Genomic DNA, 24,603 nt, shown 5'->3' on the forward strand with positions numbered 1-24,603 from the left:
TAAACAAATATGGGGAAAAAACTACGCAATTCCTCCAAGGAGGAATTACGCCGTCCTCAAAAACCTGTTTGTCAGCAGGTTAGTCCTTAAGTTAACGGAGGTGGACAGCTGTACGGGATGCCGGCCCACCCGCATGAACCGACTCGAATTGGTTAAAACCTTCTATGTTATCGAATTAACTGGACGGCATCCACGCCCTGAGTGTAATTTGCAATTACATCCCTCCCATCGTTTTTGAAACGGTACAGAGGCATTTGCAATGCCGGTTTCTTTAACCCAACCCAGCGGGATTATAAAAACGAATTTTTACATTATTCGTTTTTTATAGTTTTGACAGGATTAATGAAAGAAGCCGACAAAGCCTGTAAGGTGACCAATACAAGGGTGAGGGCTATCCCGCCGGCTATGGTTAAGGCAAAAGTGGTTACACTGGGCCATTCCCGGACGGCAAACTGCTGCAGCCATCCCTGCATCAGCCACACGGCCACCGGGATGGCAAGGAGGATGCCCACTAAGGTTATTGTAAGAAACTCTTTGTTGAACAACCAGGTAATGGAAGACGGGGAGGCTCCCAATACTTTCCGAATTCCTACTTCGCGCAGTCTTCCGGCCACCGTCATGGCCGTAAAGGCTATCAGTCCCATAACGGCTATCATTATCGCCAGAAAAGCCGTATAGGTCACCATTTGGCTCAGTCTTTCCTCATTTTGGTATTCCTCGAAAACAAACTCACTGAACGGATAATACGCAAAGTTTTCTCCCGGATAGATCTTCCCGTACTCCTCCTTAAGCATGGCTATGAAATTTTCCTGGCTGACGGTAGCGCTCCTGACGAGCACCATGGCGTTGGAACGGCTTATCTCGATATCGTTTATTCCTTCCAGGATCAGTCGCGGATTCCTGGACAACAACACGGGGGAGATTTCCTCATAAAGGGAGGCATGGTTGAAGTCTTTTAATATACCGATCACCTGGTGGGTGTCAAAATTGGCTGAAGGTGGAAGCTGGGCCTCTTCCAGGCTTTGCCAGCCCATTTGTTCCGCGAACCTTTCGTTTACCATCACCGCACCGGAATCAAAGGTGATGTCCTCATAAAAATTTCTCCCTTCGGCAAGCTGTATTCCCATCGTGTTCAGATAATCCCCTGCAACAAAGTTGAGTCTGAAAAAAAACTGTTTGCCGTCAGAATTGGTAAAACCTGCTCTCCACCAGTCTCCGGACCCGAATAAGGAAACTGAAAGGGCGGCATCAGCAACATCCGTCCGCTCCTTTAGCCTTTCCCTGAAAAGATTCGCCTTATCAAAGGAGTTCTTTAAACGGTTGGTAAAAGATTCAGACCCTTCATAGCCTACCGGAACCACAAAAAGCTGTTCTGCCTGGAAGCCAAGATTATGGTTTCTGATCACCTCCATCTGCCGGTACATAACCAGTGTGCAGCAGATAATGAGAAATGAAAGGAAAAACTGAAATCCCACCAGGCCCTTCCTCAGGGCCTGTTTTCCGAAACTCACCGAATAGCTCCCTTTAAGTGCCTGTATTGACCGCATTCCGGCCATATAAAAGGCTGGAAATCCCCCAGCCATAGCGGTGAGCACTATCAAAAGCCCGGCCATCAGCCCCAGCTGCCGCCATGAATAGTCGATCGATAGGTTGGTTTCAAACAAGGTGTTGAAGTTTGGCAAGAGCAATTCGGCCAAAACCAGCGCGAGCATAAAAGACAACACCGTGACCACCATTGATTCAAACATGAATTGAAAAGTCAACTGCCCCCTGTCGGCACCCATGGATTTTCTGACCCCTACTTCCTTGGCACGGACCACTGCTTTGCCGATGGCCATGGTCGTGAAATTGATCGCCCCCAGCACCAAAACGATCAGGCCTAAGGCCAGCAGCACGTAAAGCATCCTGGGATTGGTAACCCGGATATTGCCAGGGTTTTCTCCGGTATGAAAATGCAGGTCCTCAAGTGCATAGGGTTCAAAATAATAATGCCCTTCCCTGTAGTAATCCCCCAGGACACGCTGCATCATAGGTTCCATTCCGTTTCTCAAGGCCGCCTTATCGCCTGCTGAATGGGTCTTGACATAAGTATCGGTCATGACATTGAACCAGTTGTGGAGTGCCCCTTCAGAGTACATGTCTCTCAATAATTCATCGGAAACCAGAGCCTGCACCGCTATGCTGGAATTGGCAGGTACATCCTTCATCACTCCTCTCACAGTAAATGGAATAAAATCGTCCATCAATTGCATTTCTACAACTTTACCCAATGCGGTCTGTTGACCAAAATACCTTTTAGCCGCAGTTTCTGTAAGGATAATGTCATATTTGCCGGCAAATAACGGAGCGATATCACCTTCTTCTAATTCAAAGCCGAAAATCTCCAAAAACTGCTGGCTGACAAAGGAGATAGGCTGTCTGTATTCTGTCTCATCGGGAAGTTTAAACGGCCTTGAAGCTTGCATCAGTCGGGTGGATTTTTGGACCTGAGGGAATTCATTCTCCACCACCTCGCCGAGAATATAGGGAGTCGCAAACGACTGTACCATCCCATCGTCAAACATTTCAAATCTTTTGAGCCTGAAAATCCGGTCGGCGTCCTGATGGAAATCGTCAAAGCTCCATTCAAACTGAACAAACAACAATATGATGACCGAAACAGAAAGCCCGACGGATAAGCCCAAAAAATTAATCAGGGAAAAAACCAGATTCTTTCGGATATTCCGGATAGTAATGTGGAAGTAATGCTTCAGCATGGGAGCGTTTTTTGAATTTTTGTCAAATACCGTTTTCTTCATTCTCACTAATCAAATGCCACAATTTTTACCTCTCAAACCTATCCAAAACCTTATTACGAGAATTTTTAAAGGTCTTTTGGCGGACATTTTTGTTCGCCTACGGCCGATTTTGGAAATTTGGCGGGGTTCGAACATTATCAAACAAAATCCTTTAAACACCGCGTGAATCAATATTGATGCTTAACCTCTCCCATTTTTTACTTCCGACCGCTCGCGGACAGCTTCGTCCATTTTTGGAACCGGCGAATTGCATGCACCTTTGTTTAAAGCTTCCTTTGCCCTTTTCCGTTTGGTATTCCCTTTGTCATACAAGCAGGTCTCTGATGTTTTAAAGAAATTACACATGCTGAAAAATTACCTGTTAATCGCTTTCAGGAACATGCTGAAATACAAATCTTTTTCAGCCATCAACATTTTGGGGATGGGAATCAGCTTGGCTTCCTTTATTTTGATATCTCTTTATATATATGATGAATATCAATATGACAGATACCATCCTGAAGGTGATAAAGTCTTCAGGGTCTATAGCCGTATAAGTTCACCCGAGGCAGGGGAAAGGTTTTCCCCCATGGTCCAGCCCATGTTGGCGACCGCCCTGCATGAGGAATTTCCAGAGGTGGAACAGACGGCCAGAATCCTTGGCACGATAAGTGAAAAACAGGTGCAACTGGAAGATCAACTCTTCAGCGAAAAGCGAGGTGCTCATGGTGAGGGTGAATTGTTCAGTATGATGGACATTCCTATTTTGGAGGGAGATCCAAACCGGGTTTTGGAGAAACCCCATGCTGTGGCGATTTCCAAAACGATGGCCAACCGCTATTTTGGCAACAAAAACCCGGTAGGGGAAGCCATTAAGATCGATGGTACCGATCATGAGATCACCCATGTTTTCCAGGATTTCCCCACACATTCCCATTTGCAGTTGGACTTCCTGATTTCCCTTCAAAGCCTTGCCTGGATGAAGGACAGGATCACCTCTTGGCAATGGCACCAGCTTTATACCTACTTTAAGGTGCGGGAAGGGACAGACGTTTCAGGCCTGGAAAGCAAGTTTCAGGCCTATGTGGATCAGGAAACCGCTCCGCTGAATTCCGATTCAGGCTTCCGTTCGGTGCCATTTTTCCAAAATCTCACCGATATCCATTTGGAGTCATCTCATTTTCAGTATGATCTGGCGGTAGTCGGCAATAAGGATACGGTACTGATTTTGATCGTAGCCGCAAGCATGATCCTGCTGATAGCCTGTTTCAACTTCATTAACCTATCCACGGCCCGTGCGGTCAAACGCATGAAGGAAGTTGGGGTAAGAAAGGTCATTGGCGCCCAAAAGTCCCATCTGAAGATACAGTTTTTATTAGAGTCTTTTGCCTTCACCCTTTGTGGATTGATGCTGGCCTTGCTTTTGGCAAAACTTTCCCTTCCGTACCTTTCAGACTTTACAGGGAAGACGCTATCACTGCCATTGACTTTAACCTCATTGGCCATTGCTTTTGGAACCTTCATTTTTCTGGGCTTAATGGCCGGGGCATATCCTGCTTTTTTATTGTCCGGTTTCAAACCTACAGCCATTATCTCCGCGGCCAAAGATTCCCAAGGAAGGCATGGCACATTCAGAAAAGCAATGGTGGTTTTTCAGTTTGTATTGTCCTTCTTTTTAATCATAGGCGCGTGGATAGTGGTGGAGCAAAACAATCTCCTTAAGGGTAAGGATTTGGGCTTTGACAAAGACACCTTATTGTCGGTTTACGGACGGGGTGTACAAGTAAGTCAGCTCGAAAGCATTAAAGCATCGGTGCTGGAAAAAACCGGCTTGGATAAAGCGACCTGGAGCTATGGAATTCCAGGCGATATCTTTGCGCAGGACGGTGTGATCAACCCCGAAACAGGCGAAAGATTGAGCACCATTATGTTTTTGGTTGATCATGATTACATCCGGACCTTTGAAATGGAGCTTCTGGCAGGCCGTGATTTTTCACGTGACTTTGGCACCGATCTTTCAAAAGCATTTATCATCAATGAAACAGCCGCCCGTAACTTTGGCTTTGGCACTCCTGAAGAAGCTTTGGGTAAGCGGCTTGATTGGGATATGTGGACAGCTGATTCCCTAAAGCAGGGTGAGGTGATCGGAGTGGTTAAGGATTTCCACACCAACAGCCTAAAAGAATCCATTATCCCTCTGGTGATGCACATGCAGCCTGAAATCTTCTATACGCTTTCCCTGCGCCTGGACCATCGCCGCGCCCAGGCACAGATCAACCAAATTGAAGAAGTCTTTGCCGCCCAGGTTCCAGGCCAGCTTTTCAGCTATAGCTTTGTAGATGAGAATTTTGACAAAATGTACCGGTCGGAACAAAATCTGTCAACATTGCTCAACATTTTTGCAACACTGACGGTCTTTGTGGCCTGTATGGGTTTATTTGGACTGGTGGAGTACCATGTACATCAACGGGCCAAAGAGATCAGCATCAGAAAGGTATTCGGCGCAAGGTTGGATTCCCTATTGGTGACTTTGACCAAACAGTATTTCTTAATGGTCTTGCTGGCCTTTTTGATTGCCGTGCCGCTGATTTGGTATTCGGCCCAGAGCTGGCTGGACAATTTCGCCTACCGGATTGAAGTGACGCCACAGCTGTTTTTGAAAGCAGCCATGCTGGTGGGCATCATTACCGTCCTAACGGTAAGCATCCAATCCTTCAGGGCAGCTATGGGAAATCCTGCAAAAGTGCTTAAGGGCGAGTGAAAAGTCTGATTCCTTAAAATGGGGTGAAGGGATACTCTGGATGTAGATTTATATGGGGCAGGGAGGCGACTGGGTGTAATTTGCATTTACATCCCTCCCATCCTTTTTGAAACGGTACAGAGGCATTTGCAATGCCGGTTTCTTTAACCCTCCCCAGGGGGTGAAGTGATGACACGTTGGATGTAGGCCGGTAAATGACTGGGTGTAATTTGTAATTACATCCCTCCTATCCCTTTGAAAAAGGCACAGAGGCATTTGCAATGCCGGTTTCTTTAACCCCACTCAGGGGTGAAGGAATGACACGTTGGATGTAGGCCGGTAAATGACTGGGTGTAATTTGTAATTACATCCCTCTTATCCCTTTGGAAAAAGGCACAGAGGCATTTGCAATGCCGGTTTCTTTAACCCAACCCAGGGGGTGAAGGAATGATACGTTGGATGTAGACCGCTAAATGACCGGGTGTAATTTGCAATTACATCCCTCCCATCACGGCAGGTTCTTTTTATCAACAAGCCACCCCTGGGACCGGGAAAGGCCGGGAGGGTTGCCCATAAACAGCTTGCCGGCTTCATGGTCATCCTTCAACTGCCACTTGTACCACCGCGTGGCCACCCGGGCAAATTCCCCGCCGTGAGGTTCGCCATAGGTCCCCCCGTGGCCCACTTCCAGGTTGCCTACAAAAACAGGGACGTGGTTGATTTGCCGGAAATCATCCATGCCATTCTCATAAGCAATATCAGAAGTGCCGCCCAAAAGGTACAGTGTGGGGGTATGGATCTTTTGGAGCTGGGCCTTGTTGACCTGGGGCATGCCGGGCCTGCCGCCCCCGGGATTTTTCAGTACGCCGCTGTTGAAAACCCCAATGGTGGTAATCCTGGGATCACCCGCCACTTCCAGCGTCTGCAACCCCCCGCAGGACATGCCGCTTACCGCGATTTTCCCAACATCTATTTTTTGGTAATAGGGACTGCCGGGGTCATTGTTTTGGGCGATGGCCCAGTCAATGGCATCCAGCAATTTCTGTGATACCGAGCGCACTTCCGTTTGCTTGGGCATCGTGCCAACGGCAATCACCAGAAAGCCATGGGAAGCCACCTCATTCAGGAAATTGACATGTTCCCAGGGGGAATCAAAACAGGCCCCGTTTCCCCAGGCGATGATGGGCAGTTTGTTCGCATTGCCGAAGACACTGACATCTTCAGGCCTGAAGACGGTATGGGTAGGCAGTGAAGATTCAGTCCTCATGATGGCGGGGTATTCACCCGTACCGCCGTCCTCGATGATGCTGGCCGTTTTTTCCTGTTCAAACACCAGGTTTTCCGAGAAAAAAGGCAGTGCCTTGGTTTGGATCCGTTCGGCGATCCGGTTGAGGTGATCCCCTTCATAGCTTTCATATTGGTGGGGAATCTGATAGCTGTCCAGCAACCCGTGCAGCTTCTTCGAGGCTTCGCTGATCCCCCGGTCCTGCAGTCCGGCATCCAGGCCTATGGCTTTCAGCTTTTTCAGGTTGTGGATGTACTGGTCGATGATGGAGAGGGTCCGGTTGGCCGTTATTTTATTGGCGATATCCTGGCGCGGTTCTCCGTCCGCAAAGGGCAGATCCAGGTAAAAAGGCGGGTTGCGGGGATTGGGGGCAAAGGCCGCGGAAGTGGCCAGGGCAGCTATTTCGAAAAAGGACGTTTCCTCCAACTGCTCAAAAGTGGAGAAGGAGGCAATTTTTTCCATCATTGCCGGGTTGGTGCCCGGTCCCCCTTCCATGCAGCAGGGGCTCAGCGCATAGATGGAAGAAAAAACATCCGGGTATTTCATCCCCAGGCGGAGGGTGCCGTATCCGCCCATGGAGTGTCCGGCCAGCCCCCGGCTTTTTACATCCGGCAGGGTCCGGTAGTGGGCATCCATATAGGCCACCAGTTCTTTGGCGACAAAGGTCTCCCAGTCGCCTATGGTGGCGGAGCTGGAATACATGCTTCCCTTAAAGCGGTTATAGGCATTGGGCATGACGACGATCATCTCCCGGGAAAGCCCTTCAGCCAGGGATTGCTCGATCACATCCTGCAGGTTGATCCAGTGGTCTTCCCACCCGAACCATTGCGCGTCCGTGTCGGTAAAGCCATGGAGCATATACAGCACCGGGAAGCGGCTGTCCGGCTGGGAGGCGTACGAGGGAGGCAGGTACACCGTCACCTCCCGCTCGGCAGGATCACCGATGAGGTTGCCTTCCAGGGCTTTGCTGTGAACTTTGACCCGTTCTTTGGTTCCCTGTTGGGCCTGGATCAAGGGAAAATTCAGGAAAACGAGGGCAGTCAATAGAAAAATTCTTTTCATCATCAATAGGTTAATAGTCAGGACTAAAAATAGGCCTAATCCTTTATTTTTCCAATTGTAAAAATTGAATTACCAATTCAAGTGATGGAATGGCAGAGTTACAACGCCTACTACGCCAAGGAGATAATGATTGCTTATTTTTTAGGATAAGTGGTTGTTTTTAATTATCCTCTTGCTCTTCTGTACTTTTGGTCCCGATGCGCGGAGCTTTCGGGATACCAAAAAATCAAGGCAAAAATAAGCTTCTCCCCGCAAGGCCCGCGCCCCCTCGCTCCCGACAGCTGTACGGGATGCCGGCCCGCCCGCTTGAATCTTAACATTTTGCCCAATTGGGGAGGACGCCATAAATACGTTATCGGCACGAGTTAATCCCCGACAAAACCGTGAAAGCAGTCTCTTCCCGGACACTCTCGTCTAAGGATAAGATTAGGAATACCTGCGGCATAACCAAGAGAGACCAAAACCCGCAGAGCGGGTGAAAATATGGTAACCGGGGATTTCAATCCCCGGACCCCTAATGACGAACGTTTACAGGATTTTGGCGTGCGTTTTTGCGGGGAACCAAGCAAAAACCATGACAAAATCCTATCGGAATTGAAAATCATATGCAGCAACGCCAATCCAGGACAGGTTAAGATGCCACCACATTCTACTCCCCAACAATGACAACCACGACAACCCTTACTGGGTGTAATTTGCAATTACATCCCTCCTATCCTTTTTGAAAACGGCACAGAGGCATTTGCAATGCCGGTTTTTTAACTCCATCTAACAGGGTAGTCCGTCACTTCAAGAAGGTAACCCCGGCCAAACCTGGAAAGCAATCTCCTCATGGACACTCTCGTCTAAGGATAAGATTAGGAATGCCTGCGGCATAAGACCAGGAGAGGCCAAAACCCGCGGAGCGGGTGAAACCATTGTAACCGGGGATTTCAATCCCCGGACCCTTACGGACAAACGTTTACAGGATTTTGGCGTGCGTTTTTGCCGGGAACCAGGCAAAAACCATGACAAAATCCTATCGGAATTGAAAATGATAGGCAGCAACGCCAATCGAACTCCGACGGCCCAGCGCTCCTGACACAGGAGCTACGCGAACAAATCCCACTCCCGAACAATGACAACCACGACAACCCTTACTGGGTGTAATTTGCAATTACATCCCTCCTTTCCTTTTTGAAAACGGCACAGAGGCATTTGCAATGCCGGTTTTTTAACTCCATCTAACAGGGGGTCCGTCACTTCGGGAACGTAACCCCGGCCAAACCGGAAAAGCAGTCCTTTCCCCGGACGCTCTCGTCAGCGGATAGATTAGGAATGTCTGTGGCATAAGGGCAGGTGGTTGTTTTCTATTATCCTACTCCTCTTCTGTACTTTTGGCTTGATCCAAAAGTACCAAAAAATCAAGGCAAAAATAAGCTTCTCCCCGCAAGGCCCACCCACCCCCGCATTTTTGCCGGCCCACCCGCTTGGATCAGGTGTCTGCCAGACGACCGTCCACGCTAGACTTAATATTTCAGAAAATGCCCAATTGGGGAGGACGCCATAAATACGTTATCGGCACGAGTTAATCCCAGCCAAACCGGGAAAACAGTCTCTTCATGGACACTCTCGTCTAAGGATAAGATTAGGAATGCCTGCGGCATAAGACCAGGAGAGGCCAAAACCCGCGGAGCGGGTGAAACCATTGTAACCGGGGATTGAAATCCCCGGCCCCTTACGGACAAAATCCTATCGGAATTGAAAATGATAGGCAGCAACGTCAATCGAACTCCGACGGCCCAGCGCTCCTGACACAGGCGCTACGCGAACAAATCCCACTCCCCAACCACGACAACCATTCCCAACAACCCAACCCTCCCCTTCCTCAAACCCATCTATAATTTGTTTTTCATTAACTCCGTCAGACTTGCGGTAAAAGGAAATGCCAATGCCCTTCCGCTTGAATACAAAAAACTTTGTAACTTTCAGTCCGATCTGACCAAGCCCACTGATCGCCATGCCGAAAAAACCCTATAGCGAACCTAAGATTATCGTACCCAAGTTCAGCGAAGAAAACGGCTTCTACACCACGAAGCAGCGGTCCTTCAACATGTCGAGGATAAGGGGTGGGAACACCAAGCCCGAGCGACTGTTCAAAAAGGCACTGTGGCACGCAGGGCTCCGGTCCAGGAAAAGCAAACAGAAGCTACCGGGCAAACCGGACATTGCCTTTATCAAATACAAGCTGGTCATCTTTGTGGACGGGGCCTTCTGGCATGGCCATGACTGGGAAAACCGCCGCCAGACCATCAAGTCCAACCGGGCTTTTTGGCTCCCAAAGATCGAGCGCAACATGCAGCGGGACCGCGAAGTGAACGCGTACTACCGGTCCAAAGGCTGGACGGTACTGAGATTTTGGGATTTTGAGGTCAAGAAGGAATTGGGCGCCTCTGTAATAAAGGTGATAAAGGAAGTTCTTTCAAAAAAGATGATTTGACTTAAGACGCTACCCTGCCGGTGTCAGTAGACAGGTCAACGTCCCATTCCTGCGATTTAATTTTTTGGATGCTCTTTTTATGACAAGGTTTGGGTGCAATCTTAACTAAAATATTATAAATAATTTTAGATGTGTTTACATAATTATATTCTATTGCATTAACTTATATATAATTTTATTTTTATATTTAAACCATATCGTGTTAATAAATTTTGAATTAATGAAAAAGTTTTTTATAACCATTATTTTTAACTTAATGTTTGGGTCCCTATTGTTTGGCCAAACGGAAATCGGTAAAATTCACCTTAAGACCAGGCAATTGGAAATCAGATCTGTCCTAACTGCGGAAAAAAAAATCGATCGATACAATTCCCGAATCCGAAAATGCTTTTTTTTCGATTGAAAGCGTCACGATCCATGTGGAGGACGGCATGATCAAAAAGATGTTTGTGGCAACCGACAACCCCTCCCGCTTCAGGTTTGAAAACCAAAATATCATATCCATTAAAGACCTGAACAATGGCAGGCTGGAAGATTATTTTTACAACGTACGGGATAAAAAAAACGCCCGTAAACATATCCAACTCAACCAGTTTTTATATTACGACAACCTTTCCCGTTACAGCCTCATCCCAGATGATACCAGTTTTACGTTGACCGCCGACGATACGGTCTTTACCTTTACCAAAGGGGCAAATCTGACGGTGGACCTGAGGATTTACACTGACTTGATGGCAACTATTTTTAACGAGCCAAATGGTCTCATCCAGACGGAAGGCGACTTTAGGGTCATCCTGAATACCCGGAACGTCAGTAATACCAATCTGGTATTTGGGAATTTTGTCAGACCCTATTTTCAGCTTACACGATTGGATAGGGAATTTCAGGATGTGTTTTACGAGAATAATGCGATCAACAAAAGGCTGGAACTTGTTCAAAAAAGGCCTTTTACCTTCGGTATGTTTTTGAATTTTTTTGAGTATAAATATAAGAGGGGGTGGAAGCTTTGGCCTCAATCCCGGGTATGAATACTACACTTCGTTTTTAAAAGACGGCGGGGTGGAAGACCCGGAACGCCGAAAAGTCAACTCCCATGTGTTTAGGATCGACCCTTACTGGAATATAAGGGTTTCCGATGCCACCCTTCTCAAATTTAACCTTAGCATGCAGTTTCACTGGATAAACAAAACCGAGGAGTTGGCTCCCTTGAACCAACACTTCAGTTTCGGCAGAGCAAATATTGCGACCATAAAAACGGAAATAGAACAGGGTTTGGGCGGAAAATTGGAGGACAAACTGTTTATCCGGTTCAATCACTTCTTTAACCTTACCAGTAAGGGAGGGGACTTCGTTCAACTACAGTTGGGTTATGCCAAGTCCATCGACAACATAGGAAAAGCTTTTTCGGGGAAATGAACTGGGTTTTTTGGCCGCTGTTGAGTCAACTCGGTCCCGGCTTTCCTGGCCATTTTGCCTGAGGGAAACCGAAAATGCAGTAGCTATGCATGGCAATAATTCCTATATTTGGAAAATCATTTTCAATTCCCATTCTAAATTACGATGGCTGTAAATTACTCCGAACTCAGAACCAGACTTAAAATCGAAATCAAAAGACCTGAACAGTCGGAGTTAGCTTACCTGACCCATTTTCTGCAGACAATCGATAACGGATCCAAAGACCATTACCGTCAGGAGGCCAGGCAGTATGTGCAGGGAATTTGCGATAAAGATGTTCGTATTGATGAACTGTGGTACCAGCCCTATTTACCGATCAAATGGGATGTTCCATTTCCACCGCCTATAAAACACCGGTTTAAGTTCATAGACCTTTTTGCGGGTATCGGAGGATTCAGGCTGGCCTTTCAGAATTTGGGTGGCAAGTGTGTCTTTACCAGTGAGTGGAACCATTATGCCCAGAAGACCTACGAGGCTAATTTCGGGGAGGTGCCTTTCGGCGATATTACGAAAATCAGTGAGCAAGACATACCTGACCACGACGTATTGATAGCGGGTTTCCCCTGCCAGCCCTTTTCCATCGCGGGTGTATCCAAAAAAAACGCGCTGGGGAGGAAGCATGGTTTTCTGGACGAAACTCAAGGCACGCTTTTTTTTGATGTAGCGAGGATATTGAAGAAAAAGCGGCCTCCGGCTTTCCTTCTTGAAAACGTAAAAAACCTGATATCTCACGATAAAGGCAATACATTCAAGGTGATCTCGGGAACATTGAAGAAACTGGGTTACAACATCCATTACAGGATATTGGATGGAAAATATTACGTTCCCCAACACCGGGAAAGGATTGTAATAGTGGGCTTTGATACCCAAGTCTTCGGCGGCAAGGAAGATTTTTCCTTTCCCAGGATGCCGGAAAATCCCCCCATGGTGGTGGAGGACATTCTAGAACCAGAGGTTTTGGAAAAATACACACTTACCGACAAACTTTGGAGCTACCTCCAGACATACGCCCTTAAACACAAGGCAAAAGGCAACGGCTTTGGTTTTGGCTTGGTGGATTTTGACGGTGTGGCCAGGACATTGAGTGCCAGGTATTATAAGGACGGTTCCGAAATTCTGATCCCTCAGGAAGGGAAAAATCCCCGCAGACTGACCCCCAGAGAATGTGCCCGGCTGCAGGGATATCCGGGGGATTTTAAAATACCGGTATCCGATACCCAAGCCTACAAGCAGTTTGGAAACTCCGTTGTGGTACCTTTGATGCAGGAAGTGGGAAAACAGCTTGTCCACGCCTTGGAGCAAAAAAACTGAGATGGGCAGCCCTTTGTCAAAATATTTTGTCGCAGCCGGGGCCAAGCGGTTGAGCCAGGTCGAGGTAAGAAAAGAAATTTCCAATCAGCATGAGTTCAACGGAGTCTTGGGTTTTAAGGAAATTTTCGGATCTGGCCGGATATCCTTTCCCGCGAAGTTTTTGTATCTGGCGGATGAGGAGGATGACCAGGTGTTCGATCAAGGTTCGCTGACTTGGTATGACGCCAGGGAGAACCACCCCACAAGATCGGAGTTCCGGCTCTATTATAGCGCCAACACCGTCACTGGACTCGCAAAAGAAGCCGACTTGGTTCTTATAGCAAAATCCACCGAAGGGTTTCTATTGGTAGTTGTCTGTCCCAGTGGCTCTACCCACGAAAGCCAGTTGCTTTGGCTTTTCGGTTTGGAAGAATCGGAAAGAAAATTCGTTATAAGGGAGTACAGCGACGAAAAGTCCGAGCTGGGATACGCTGGCAAAATGGTCATTTCCTATCTCGGACTGGAGATAGAGGAGGAAGAACCGGATTTTCTGGATGACATGATAAGGGAGTTCGGTTTGACCTTTCCGAGTACCGCGGTGTTTTCCAGGTACGCCCGCCGGACCCTTCCTGAAAAAGTATCTGCCGCGGATGCTCCTGATGAGGCCCTGATGGCTTGGCTTGAATGGGAAGAAGCGTTGTTTAGGACCTTGGAAAGAAAAATAGTTGGCAGGAAATTGAGCGAGGGTTTTGGAAAAGACGGCCTGGATGTGGATGATTTCGTGAAGTTTTCCTTAAGCGTCCAAAACAGGCGTAAATCCAGAGCAGGCTACGCCTTCGAGAACCATTTGGCGGAGGTTTTTGACAGGAATGCAATCCAATACACCCGTGGTGCCAAGACAGAGCGCAACAACAAACCCGATTTTCTGTTTCCTGGGATAGAACAATATTTTGCTACGGAATTTCCTACAGAACTGCTTACCATGCTGGGGCTGAAAACCACGGCCAAGGACCGTTGGCGCCAGGTGATACCCGAAGCAGACAGGATACCTGTCAAACATTTGGTTACCTTGGAGCCTGCCATCAGCTCAAATCAGACCGAAGAAATGAAAATCCAGAAAGTCCAGTTGGTACTGCCCAAACCGATTATGCTCACCTATACAAAAGCCCAGCAGGCTGGGATTCTGACCTTGTCCGATTTTATAGGCGAGCTCAGGGATAAAGAGAATAAAAGAGGGGAATATCCGTCCATCTAATCATTTAGAATTGGGATACAAATCAGTCCTCTCCGTTGGGTCAGGTTCACATGCCGCAGTACAGAAGGCTGCCATGATCTATTCCTTCTTTTCTATATGCAAAAAACATGATGTAAATCCATATGAATGGCTCAAGTATACCCTTGAAAACATCATGCAGACAAACCACAAAAACGTCAGGGATCTATATCCACAAAACTACAAATCAAAGGTTAACATGGAGTTGGTGGGTCGCATACGGCTATTCTATGAATGACTCTCTGCAACTTAAATGTTTAGGAAGAGGGTATCTTTCTATCACATTATTATTTGCATCTTCATTTTTTAATACAAGTCTCAACACCGTTGTCGAATTCAAGGATTCCTCTTTGGCCTCTAGTTTATACTTCTTCAGTATCTCGTTTATTGAATTTCTTTTAAAAACATGGATCATGAATTCCTCATACTCCTTTACAAGATTATCCATCACAAACAAATGAAGCTGCTTATTGTCGGAACTTCCAGACAATGCTAAAGAGTATAATAGCAATGCTGAAATACCGACAGATTGGTCCCGGTTAAATTCTGGTTTCTCCAATAGTAGTCTATTTATAAATGTCTGATAAAAGCTTTTAGGAAGATTTATTCGTGAAATTCTTTTATATATAAATTCATTAAAATAGAAACTTGAATTTGAAGAAATTGCTATGGCAATAGCAAATTCATTTGGGAACTGCCTTATTGATTGTACCCCTTCGGGGATAGTTGGTAACCTAACTATGTATTCTGCGGTTAGATATTCTTGGAGTGATTTATGAGCAAATTCATAGAGTTCGAATCCGGATTTAATAAATAAGCCTGTATGGGATTCAAGTTCATTGATAACCATGTCAACCTCTCTTTTACTGAGATCAAAATCTTGATGAATTCTGTCATAAGCAAATTTCAAATCATTCTTTGAGAATATAGACCTTCTGCTAGTCCCGGTAATGAAAAAAGCTAAATTGGTTAGGAATTCGAATTTGCGATCAGTTTCAAATTTTGCGTAACTGGACTCTCGTTTAATATTTCTTTGTTCATCCCATTCTTCTAGCAATAGGTTAACGATTTTCTTATATACAGTTTTCGGTTTTTCTGGAATTTTCCCAACTCTTTCAAAAATTGCACACAGATGAGCTATTGTTATAGGTCGGATAGTTGCGTCAGAAAAAGGGGAATCATCAACCGCTCTAAGAAATTCCTCAGCAGATTGACTGTCCCCTAACCATTTAGTCGCAAAATCCTTTATTTGCTTTGAGTTAAGAGGACAAATTTCAAATTCAGAGAACTTTTCAAAGGAGTAATAATAATCTGCAGTTCTCGATGTCAATATCATTCTAGCAGTTTCTAATTTAGTTGCTAATGCAGCTAGTTCCTCTAAAACAAGATCACGATGTTTTTTGTAGCCTAACTCATCAAAACCCTCTATTATTAATAAGACTTTTAATGAATTAAGTAGGTCAACAACAATTTCTTCTTTCTTTTCATATCCTAAATCATATTGAATCCCTTGATCTTTAATCCCTTGGAGAGAAACTAAACTATAAATATAGTCTACTATTATTTTGTGATTTTTATTCTTCAGAGGCTTGTTAAAGTCTCTAAGTCGAATAAGAATGGGATATTTAAATTTTTCAGAATAAAATTTCTCATCAAAGAATATTGACTGACAAATGAATTTCATTGAAGTGGTCTTGCCTGCCCCTGGCTGCCCTAAGATAGCAATATGACTATCTTCCGTTTCAAATATATCCATAAGGCCTACTTCTTCAATTTCTTCTTCATCATTAATACGGTTTCTTCTAGGGTAAACGTAGGTATTTAATTTGATGTAAATGTCTTGCGTCCTTTTTGCTTTCTTCAAATCCTTGAAGACTATTTCACTTGACCAGTTTTTAACATGATTTATGTGATTAATCAAAGATTTTTCAATATCTCCTTCTGAAAAACCCATTTTAAATTTGTTCTTCATATAAAAGGTAGATGCTACTTTAAAAGCTGTTTTGACTCCTTCTTTGATTAATATTTCTTCAATCATAAATTCTAATAATACATAAACCTGACTGCTGTAAAGCATTTTACACGCAATTTAACAAAAAGTAACTAAAATAATTTGACTTTTCAAATTGCAGTGAAAACAGAATTGCACTGCCTGTCGCTGTTATTTCTGAAAAGTCTGACCATTACTACCGTCATGTATTTTCCTTTCTAACTCTAATGAAGTGAAGAGCCATTTTTTTCAAACCTGGTTCTGATCATTTGATCTGGATGGCCGCTTTCCTTTTCTTTTTTTCTTTCGGATGGCTACCCTTTTTTGCACCAGTTCACCTGCAGATTTTTCATTGCTTTCGCTATCCAGAAATACCTACATTTCTTTTCCCATTTTGACATACTCCAAATTCATCCTTATATTTTAGTCCTTCATAAATTGGATTTACATCATCGATAATCACTTCTTTTAATGACCTCCCGCGATGTCAGTTCCTTTATCTAGTTTTTTAGTTCTTCTCGGTTCACCTAATTATTTCAAACATAAAATTTTTAAATATACCATTGTCTCAATAAATTTATTATAAGCTTTTTGGTGAGGTAATTTCCGGCATTTCATCATACGTATGCCCATTCAAAAGTCTGCCCGCGGCTTTCTTGTTTCTGCCGCCCCACTGTTTGAAGAAGAAAGCAACGTCTGAGATTTCACATTGCTCTTGAATGTCTACAACCCATTCTGGCTTCATTGGTCTTGGATGGAAACCGCTTTCACCACCAACAATTACCCAGTCTATCTTTTTTAGGTTAAGGTTTGGTAAGGGACCTATGAGAGGTTCAAGAGAAAGGAATTTTACTTTAGCTTTGGTTTTTCCCAATAAATCTATCCGCCCCTTTACCTTCTCATTTTCTACTGAAACCCCCATCCAAATATTGTGGGTCCACTTCAACTCCTTGTGCAACTTATAAAGTCTTTCCGCACGTTTTGTTAAAACCTGAAAAACATGTTGCGGGTTTTCATTCATTACTCGAAATACTTGCTGAATGAAGTCAAATGGTACATCTTTGTGAAACAGATCGCTCATAGAGTTCACAAAAACAATTTTCGGATTTTTCCAAGTGTACGGAATTTTTAGAGCTTCTTGATGGGTTTTGACAACTTTAAACCCATACTTATATTTTTCCTGACCCATTGATTTTAGCCTGCGGGTCATAATTTCAGCATAGCAAAATTTACACCCTGAAGAAACCTTAGTACAACCTGTAGTTGGGTTCCATGTCATTTCAGTCCATTCTATTGATGAGTTTGCCATTATTTGAATGATAATTTACAATCCTTTATTAATAGTACAGACTTTAAATGTTTCTTTCCATCAGTATAATCTGAATCCAGTTTACCTTCATCCACCAATCTTCTCAAAGCTTCTGTATAATGATTTCTGCTGTATAGCCCATTGGTATGATGAGTTTCAAATAAATCAAAGGCTGTGATTTTTTTTCCCTTATAGGCTAACTGAAGATCTTCCTTAAGTTTGTCAACGTTTATGGAATTCAGGTCAAATAGTTCGTTAATAGAATGTCCAAATTTCTTTGCGTCAAATGTATACGTATTGATTCCATCAAAAACAGTCCCTACGTTTGCGAAATCATTGTAAGTAGTTTTAATTAAATCATAGCCTCTGGAGCCTTTAGTAAGGTGGAGAATATAATGACTGGTTGTAGCAATATCTTCTTCCTGAAACTTAAAGGCGGTAAAGAAAACTTTCCCCCCAAGTAATGATTGATATTCATCTCCTAAGCTATTGATTATTAGGGCTAGTCTTTGCGAAACTGAGGATTTAAACCTTCTATCGTTTTTTATTTTATCTAAAGTTGTAGGGAATAAATCTTTCATCAGGCCCTCAAACTTTTCATTTTCTAATGCCGGATGAATTCGTTTTGTATTTACAAAAAGGAAAATTTCATTACCCCAATTCCTTAGGAATTCCGCAAGTACCCTTGTTTCTATTCCTTTGTATCCAAATGGATCAATAAATAAAAGGGAGGGGTAGTCATTTTTGTCATTTTCATTATGTGTGGATTTTACAAGAAATTCAGCAATTCTCTTATTTTCACCTACAGTACTTTTTCCAAAATGTTGTGGCTTCGCGAAAGTCCCATCTGGAAACTCTTTTAGAAAGTTCTCTTCCAATTCCGAATAATATACGTTGTCATTGAAAATCATTTTCACATTATTCCGTAAAAATTCATCCTGCACACAATGTCTTGCGATCAAAATTGGGGTCGAAGGCACTTCATTCTTATAGAGACCTGGACCAGCGAACAAATCTATGTACCGTATTTCTTTAGGTGTATGTTTTTTGGCTATAATTTTGCAGTAACTTGGAAAATATTCCGAAACTATACTCGCTTTGATCTTTGAAGAAATTGTTTGTTTTTCAAAAAATTGACTTTCTTTCATAGCATTGCTGTCTTAAAAAGATTGAGGTTATACCTATAATTTATACATTATAAGTTTTTAATGGCCACTACCCAATAAAACTAATAAATCTTTTTTATTTAAAAAACATCCGATAGCAACATTTTTTAACTTCCGTTATATAAAAAAACCTAATTAAATATCACAATAATCCCAAAACGGAATCAGTATATTGAACTGTAATATTAAAAATAAAGAACACCCAATTTTTTCTTTACCAAAAAGAAGAAATTTTTATTAAAAATCCCAGATCTACCCCGACCTTATCCCAGGAAAAAGGTATAAAAGCTACTTTTTCCCTTCCAATACCTTTTTAAGCGCTTTATTCAATTCCAATACCTCAGAAATTAATTGAAGCATCATATCCTGTTGCTTTTCGCTATAGGTCTGAAAAGTACTGTTGGTTTGAATGGCTACATTTGAACTTGTCAAATGCTCTATCACATGTCCGGGATGGGCCGATACGATCTGCAAAGGGTCCACCTTCAAAAATTCCGCCACCTTTTGGATCAGCTCTATGGTGATCTTGCTTTCCCCGCGCTCGTATTTGGTATAGGTGGCCTCCTTCACGCCTAGGTATTCCGCCACCTCCAGCGCCTTCTTGTCCCGCAACTTCCTGAAAGTGGCCAGGTTGCGGCCTATGTTTTTGTTCTCCAGAACTGTAAACCCTGATTCTTCCGCTTCTTTCATAATTGACAATAATGCTATATTAAAATTAACATATTTTTTAAACTTAAAAATGGCCTATAAGCCTCCCTATGGAATTTTAACGCTGTTTCCCGTAAAAAGTAGTGCTATACTACTTTCCCTACCGCTAAAACTACTCCGCAAAATAATTTTTTCAAAACGATATTCCTAAAATTGTTAAATCATTAGTTATAAAACCGCGCATGACGGTAACATCCCACCCCTTTCCTTGAAGGAGAGGGGCCGGGGGTGAGGTAAAAAACCGCAATAAATATTATTTTATGATGAAACCGAGCCATTCTGAAAACATAATATTAAACCAATCCCCCACCTCATACCTTTTGTCCTTTTCTACGGCGCGGAGGTTGGCATCCCGCACAGCTGTCGGGACCGGGGGGCGCGCTGGTCCCGCGGGGGGAAGGATACTTTTGCCTTGACCTTTTTGGTTTGCGTCAAAGCCTGTCGCGACCAGCGCAGCGTATCGGGGGCAAAAAGAACTAAACAGAAAAAGGTTTATAAGAGCAAACAACTTTCCATTCCAGCCAAAACATTCAACCCCTTGCAATAATAAAAACCATCAAAAACATTCAGCAAAACCCAAAAATAACTAAACGCGGCCCCACGCTTACCACCCACCCACAGGGCAGGGATCCCAGACAGTCCCTGCCCATTCCCGACAGCTAATCCGGGCAAACCCATACGCCCCCACCCTCTCCGCCATGGTGTCGGGGATCCAAGATATATCCCAGAACGCTAGGGATCCCGCCACCCCGTCACCAGCAAGACCCGTATGACGGCAGGCAGAGAGCGGGGGCACCAAACCACAGGTCACCAGGGCCGGACACTTCTTCATACATTAACAATTATCTACTCCGGCCCGGTGATCCTGTTGTTTTCCCTCAATACCATTATCACAGCAACCATATCCAAAAAGAGAACCAAATAAAGAACTGAACACTCCGTAGCTATCACAACAAGTTATAAGGAAGAAGAGTATTTTGGCAAAGAAGCGTCAGAATACGTCAAAAAACTCTTAAAAAATAGACTGGAATATAACGTCCGAAGCTAAGCCACCTGTAGCTTGACCACTTCAAGTTCGGCTCCTTTTTTATACGCTTCATTGCCCTTTTCCAATACCAGTTTGGTCATTTCCGAAGATAAGTAGTAATGTCCGCAGTCAGTACAGACCTCGGCCGGCACATTTTTAATCAAAACAATGGTTTCTCCTTTTTCCAAAGTTACCGTCACATGTCCTTTTTCGGTGCTCCCGTTTTTACAAAGTGTGCATTCCATGGCTATCGCATCTTAAATTTAAAACCATCATCCCACATACTGGGGTCAGGTTCATAGGCCGTTATGATAACACAACGGCGTTCCTTTTTGTTGATGGCCACTACCAGGTGTATAGGCCTGCTATTGATGATTCCTGGCAATAAAAAAACTATGCGGCTGGTTTCTGGTCCAGTCTTTCCTTTAGTGTTATGGCAATGGTTTTTCTTACCAAGTCATTTGCGTTCAAAAAGGTTGATAGACTTTTGATATCTTCAAGGTCTCTATTTAGTAATAATTTACCAAAACACTCATCGGCAAAACTATGCGAGATGACGCTAACACCTTCAAAATCAAAGGAAACAAATTCCTCTTTCTCAAAAGAAGCTTCTATTTGCCGACGAATTTGTTCACCCAGTACTCTCGTACCGAGGCTTTCACCAATATCTCTGAAGCGGATTCTCATAACCTTTGTGCATTTCTAAAAGTATGCCACAAATTTACCATAGGTCTTCAAGTTTACCAAATATATCTTCTTTAAACTCCTGATACATATCATGTTGATCGGAATGTTCGCCAAAAATATCCTTATGGCTAACTGCCACATCCGTGTTGATCTTCAAGAAAGTATAGGTGCCTTTCCATCGATTCGTTTCATGGATTCGTGTGTCACGCCCACATAATAAACTATGCGACCCGGAATGTATAACCATCTCCCCTCTATTTAGCCTCATCATTTCAGCAGTTGCCCAAAGACCAAACCCAAGACCTTCACTGTTGGTAACACCCCGATTGATACAGTTAAGTACCGCTTCCCTTTCCGAATACGTTTTGTACTTTGAGCGGGGATGTGTGGTCAGAGCCTGATGGATACCTATTCCTGTATCTGCTATGATAACCCGCACTTCTCGTTTGGAAGGAAAATATTGGGCACAGACGTATCCTGATCCGGAACCATATTTAAAACCTTCTCCCGAGTGGTTCAGAGTATTGTCAAACAATTCCCATAGACAAAAATTAAGAACGGTAAGCATGTCTTCATTGACACCGTTTATCATCAGGATTTTCATAATATCACTGAAGATTTCCCTTACATTGGATTGATCAAAGTGCTTGATTTCCGTGAATCTACCTAAAGGGTTCCACCTTTGAAACTTTTCTTTAAAATCAAACCCGATCAGATTAAAGAAATTAACCCGGCTGGCATATTTAGCCTTATCGTTGTCATGTTTGAAATCAACAAATTGTCCGGAAACCTTTGAGCCTTGATTTTTAAGATAATGGTTGACACAAACGACCAGCAACAACCAATCCGAGTAAAGGAATATACAATTAAGATTCAACTCAAAGTGGACAACATCATTTCGCGATGCCGAAAATGCAGGAGACAATTTTTCCAACAGGTCAGCATGGGATCTTATATGTCGAAAATCTAAAAGGATAGAAATATGTGCCAAAACAACTTACCTTAATTTTTCATCACTGATGTTTTCAGATTGTTCCATTTTTGAAACAGGCTGTTTGGTAATTCCTCCTAATCCTTCAGCTAAATTCGACTAAGTTAACCCCCTTAATTTTCTGATTCTTTCAATTTCCTTCTTTGTGAAAAGAGCTTAGTCATAATATCTTCCGTAGATATGTCGCGTTTTAAACATCTGCATAACAGAATGATCGCTGTAAATAAGTTCCTTGCAGCTGAAATAGGCAATATTCACCTTCAGGAATTTAATTCATCCTTTCCCCTCCAATATCTTCCTGATCGCCTCGTTCATCTGCATCATCGTCTCCATCATTTTCATCATGACTTCAGTTTGGTTTTTGTCAGCATAATTTGCATGAACCTCTCCCCCGTCGAATGCCACATTTGAATTTTTCAAATGTTCAATCACATGGCCAGGCCGAGCCGAAATAATCTGCAAAGGGTCTACCTTCAAAAATTCCGCCACCTTTTGGATCAGCTCTATGGTGATCTTGCTTTCCCCGCGCTCGTATTTGGTATAGGTGGCCTCCTTCACGCCAAGGTATTCCGCCACCTCCAGCGCCTTCTTGTCCCGCAACTTCCTGAAAGTGGACAGGTTGCGGCCTATGTTTTTGTTCTCCAGAACTGTAAACCCTGATTCTTCCGCTTCTTTCATAATTGACAATAATGCTATATTAAAATTAACATATTTTTTAAACTTAAAAATGGCCTATAAGCCTCCCTATGGAATTTAAACGCTGTTTCCCGTAAAAAGTAGTGCTATACTACTTTCCCTGCCGCTAAAACTACTCCGCAAAATAATTTTTTCAAAACGATATTCCTAAAATTGTTAAATCATTAGTTATAAAACTGCGCATGACGGTAACATCCCACCCCTCTCAGGGGCCGGGGGTGAGGTAAAAAACCGCAGTAAATATTATTTTATGATGAAACCGAGCCATTCTGAAAACATAATATTAAACCAATCCCCCACCTCATACCTTTTGTCCTTTTCTACGGCGCGGAGGCTGGCAAAAATCCGGGGGGCGCGCTGGTCTCGCGGGGGGAAGGATATTTTTGCCTTGACTTTTTTGGTTCTTTTTGCGTCAAGGCAAAAAGAACTAAACAGAAAAAGGTTTATAAGAGCAAACAACTTTCCAATCCAGCCAAAACATTCAACCCCTTGCAATAATAAAAACCATCAAAAACATTCAGCAAAACCCAAAAATAACTAAACGCGGCCCCATGCTTACCACCTACCCACAGGGCAGGGATCCCAGACAGTCCCTGCCCATTCCCGACAGCTAATCCGGGCAGCCCCATACGCCCCCACCCTCTCTGCCATGGTGCACGGGATCCAAGATATATCCCAGAACGCTAGGGATCCCGCCACCCCGTCAACAGCAAGACCCGTATGACGGCAGGCAGAGAGCGGGGGCACCAAACCACAGGTCACCGGGGCCGGACACTTCTTCATACACTAACAATTATCCAATTCCGGCCCGGTGATCCTGTTTTCCCAAACAACCAGATCAAACCATATGTAATTTACAATATCCTCACTCCCCTCTCCGCTTGGGAGAGGGGCCGGGGGTGAGGGAGTTAAGAATTACCCTAGTCCACATGAAAACATTATCCCGTACAGAAACCAAACATGACGCAAGCGATACTCACTATAAAAAAACAATTATTAAACAGATGAACCACCACCACAAAATCATCCTTCCCCTCCTCTTCCTTACCCTTCACCTCGCGGGTGCCACACCCCCCGACACCCTAAAAACAGGGGACAAAATCCCCCCGGCCTTCACCTTCCAACAAATCCTCAACCAGAACGGGAAGCCCCTCCGTGCGGATGCCCTCACAGGCCGCCACCTCATCCTCCAGTTCTGGTCCACCACCTGCAACGCCAGCATCCGCCTGTTTACCCAAATGAAAGACATCCACGCCAAATACGGCGACCGCATCCGCGTACTCCCGGTTACCTTCGACCCTGAGGAAAAGGTCACCGCCACCCTCCGGACCTATCCGGCCCTACGGGACCTGGACCTCCCCATGGCCGTCAATGAAAGACAGCTCCATACCCTCTTCCCCCACATCACCATCCCCCACATCGTGATAGCAGACCCGGATCTAAAGGTGCTGGCCGTTACCGGCGCACAGGACCTCACAGAGGAAAACATCGAAAAGCTGCTTGCAGGTCAGCAGCCCGCATTCAGGACAAAGGAAGATGTGAGGATACCCTTCCTTCACAAAGAAAAATTCATCAGCGAAAACCGCCAGATTCCCCATAAAAACATCCGGTTTCAGTCATCCCTGTCCGCCTATATCCCCGGCGTCTCCGGGGCGTTGGTGGTGTCGG

17 protein-coding genes and 1 pseudogene are annotated in these 24,603 nt (G+C 44.3%); 8 read left to right on the top strand and 10 right to left on the bottom strand.

Annotated elements, in window-relative coordinates:
- Positions 1-311 precede the first annotated feature (311 nt).
- Positions 312-2,756 (bottom strand): ABC transporter permease, encoded by a 2,445-nt coding sequence (locus ACFPFU_RS25160; protein ID WP_377069436.1) that lies wholly within the window; start codon positions 2,754-2,756, stop codon positions 312-314.
- Between the two features lie 385 nt (positions 2,757-3,141).
- Here ACFPFU_RS25160 and ACFPFU_RS25165 point away from each other — a divergent pair, with 385 nt between their 5' ends.
- Positions 3,142-5,538 carry an ABC transporter permease gene (locus tag ACFPFU_RS25165; RefSeq protein WP_377069438.1) on the top strand — a complete coding sequence of 799 codons (2,397 nt, stop codon included), beginning with the start codon at positions 3,142-3,144 and terminating at the stop codon, positions 5,536-5,538.
- Between the two features lie 487 nt (positions 5,539-6,025).
- On the opposite strand, the gene ACFPFU_RS25170 is transcribed toward ACFPFU_RS25165, so the two are convergent.
- Positions 6,026-7,867 (bottom strand): alpha/beta hydrolase-fold protein, encoded by a 1,842-nt coding sequence (locus tag ACFPFU_RS25170; RefSeq protein ID WP_377069440.1) that lies wholly within the window; start codon positions 7,865-7,867, stop codon positions 6,026-6,028.
- Positions 7,868-9,863: 1,996 nt separating this feature from the next.
- On the opposite strand from ACFPFU_RS25170, the gene ACFPFU_RS25175 reads away from it, so the two are divergent.
- From ACFPFU_RS25175 to ACFPFU_RS25200, 6 genes and pseudogenes are all read left to right on the top strand, one after another.
- Entirely contained in the window at positions 9,864-10,343 is a 480-nt protein-coding gene (locus ACFPFU_RS25175; RefSeq protein WP_377069442.1) for a very short patch repair endonuclease, read from the top strand.
- A gap of 431 nt (positions 10,344-10,774) precedes the next feature.
- Positions 10,775-11,371 (top strand): hypothetical protein, encoded by a 597-nt coding sequence (locus tag ACFPFU_RS25180; protein WP_377069444.1) that lies wholly within the window; start codon positions 10,775-10,777, stop codon positions 11,369-11,371.
- The gene (locus tag ACFPFU_RS25185; protein WP_377069446.1) at positions 11,319-11,759 is read left to right on the top strand and encodes a hypothetical protein; all 441 of its coding nucleotides are present in this window, start codon (positions 11,319-11,321) and stop codon (positions 11,757-11,759) included. Before ACFPFU_RS25180 ends, ACFPFU_RS25185 begins: the two co-directional genes overlap by 53 nt.
- A 144-nt stretch (positions 11,760-11,903) precedes the next feature.
- Positions 11,904-13,109, top strand: a complete 1,206-nt coding sequence (dcm, locus tag ACFPFU_RS25190; RefSeq protein WP_377069448.1) for a DNA (cytosine-5-)-methyltransferase — start codon at positions 11,904-11,906, stop codon at positions 13,107-13,109.
- A gap of 1 nt (position 13,110) precedes the next feature.
- Positions 13,111-14,343, top strand: coding sequence for a type II restriction endonuclease (locus ACFPFU_RS25195; RefSeq protein WP_377069450.1), 1,233 nt, complete (start codon positions 13,111-13,113; stop codon positions 14,341-14,343).
- A 4-nt stretch (positions 14,344-14,347) separates the two neighbouring features.
- A pseudogene (locus ACFPFU_RS25200) lies at positions 14,348-14,599 on the top strand (transposase domain-containing protein); the annotation flags it as partial.
- On the opposite strand, the gene ACFPFU_RS25205 reads toward ACFPFU_RS25200, so the two are convergent.
- From ACFPFU_RS25205 to ACFPFU_RS25240, 8 genes are all read right to left on the bottom strand, one after another.
- On the bottom strand, positions 14,585-16,438 hold the full coding sequence (locus ACFPFU_RS25205) for an NACHT domain-containing protein (RefSeq protein WP_377069452.1): 1,854 nt from the start codon (positions 16,436-16,438) through the stop codon (positions 14,585-14,587). The pseudogene ACFPFU_RS25200 and the gene ACFPFU_RS25205 sit on opposite strands and share 15 nt — an antisense overlap.
- A 493-nt stretch (positions 16,439-16,931) precedes the next feature.
- Positions 16,932-17,660, bottom strand: coding sequence for a DUF5131 family protein (locus ACFPFU_RS25210; protein ID WP_377069454.1), 729 nt, complete (start codon positions 17,658-17,660; stop codon positions 16,932-16,934).
- The gene (tcmP, locus tag ACFPFU_RS25215; protein WP_377069456.1) at positions 17,660-18,808 is read right to left on the bottom strand and encodes a three-Cys-motif partner protein TcmP; all 1,149 of its coding nucleotides are present in this window, start codon (positions 18,806-18,808) and stop codon (positions 17,660-17,662) included. The genes ACFPFU_RS25210 and tcmP overlap by 1 nt, the downstream gene beginning before the upstream one ends.
- A gap of 306 nt (positions 18,809-19,114) precedes the next feature.
- Positions 19,115-19,516 (bottom strand): helix-turn-helix domain-containing protein, encoded by a 402-nt coding sequence (locus ACFPFU_RS25220; RefSeq protein ID WP_377069458.1) that lies wholly within the window; start codon positions 19,514-19,516, stop codon positions 19,115-19,117.
- A 1,062-nt stretch (positions 19,517-20,578) separates the two neighbouring features.
- On the bottom strand, positions 20,579-20,806 hold the full coding sequence (locus ACFPFU_RS25225; protein WP_377069460.1) for a type II toxin-antitoxin system MqsA family antitoxin: 228 nt from the start codon (positions 20,804-20,806) through the stop codon (positions 20,579-20,581).
- Between the two features lie 148 nt (positions 20,807-20,954).
- Entirely contained in the window at positions 20,955-21,248 is a 294-nt protein-coding gene (locus ACFPFU_RS25230; protein WP_377069462.1) for an STAS-like domain-containing protein, read from the bottom strand.
- Between the two features lie 34 nt (positions 21,249-21,282).
- Complete coding sequence (locus ACFPFU_RS25235) at positions 21,283-22,239, bottom strand: ATP-binding protein (RefSeq protein WP_377069464.1); 957 nt, start codon at positions 22,237-22,239, stop codon at positions 21,283-21,285.
- 273 nt (positions 22,240-22,512) lie between these two features.
- Positions 22,513-22,917, bottom strand: coding sequence for a helix-turn-helix domain-containing protein (locus tag ACFPFU_RS25240; RefSeq protein WP_377069466.1), 405 nt, complete (start codon positions 22,915-22,917; stop codon positions 22,513-22,515).
- Between the two features lie 1,022 nt (positions 22,918-23,939).
- Here ACFPFU_RS25240 and ACFPFU_RS25245 point away from each other — a divergent pair.
- Positions 23,940-24,603 (top strand): TlpA family protein disulfide reductase (locus ACFPFU_RS25245; protein ID WP_377069468.1); only part of this gene is annotated, 664 nt, incomplete at its 3' end.

It is taken from the genome of Negadavirga shengliensis (genome assembly GCF_042652345.1).
GTDB classification, from domain to species: Bacteria; Bacteroidota; Bacteroidia; order Cytophagales; family Cyclobacteriaceae; genus Negadavirga; species Negadavirga shengliensis.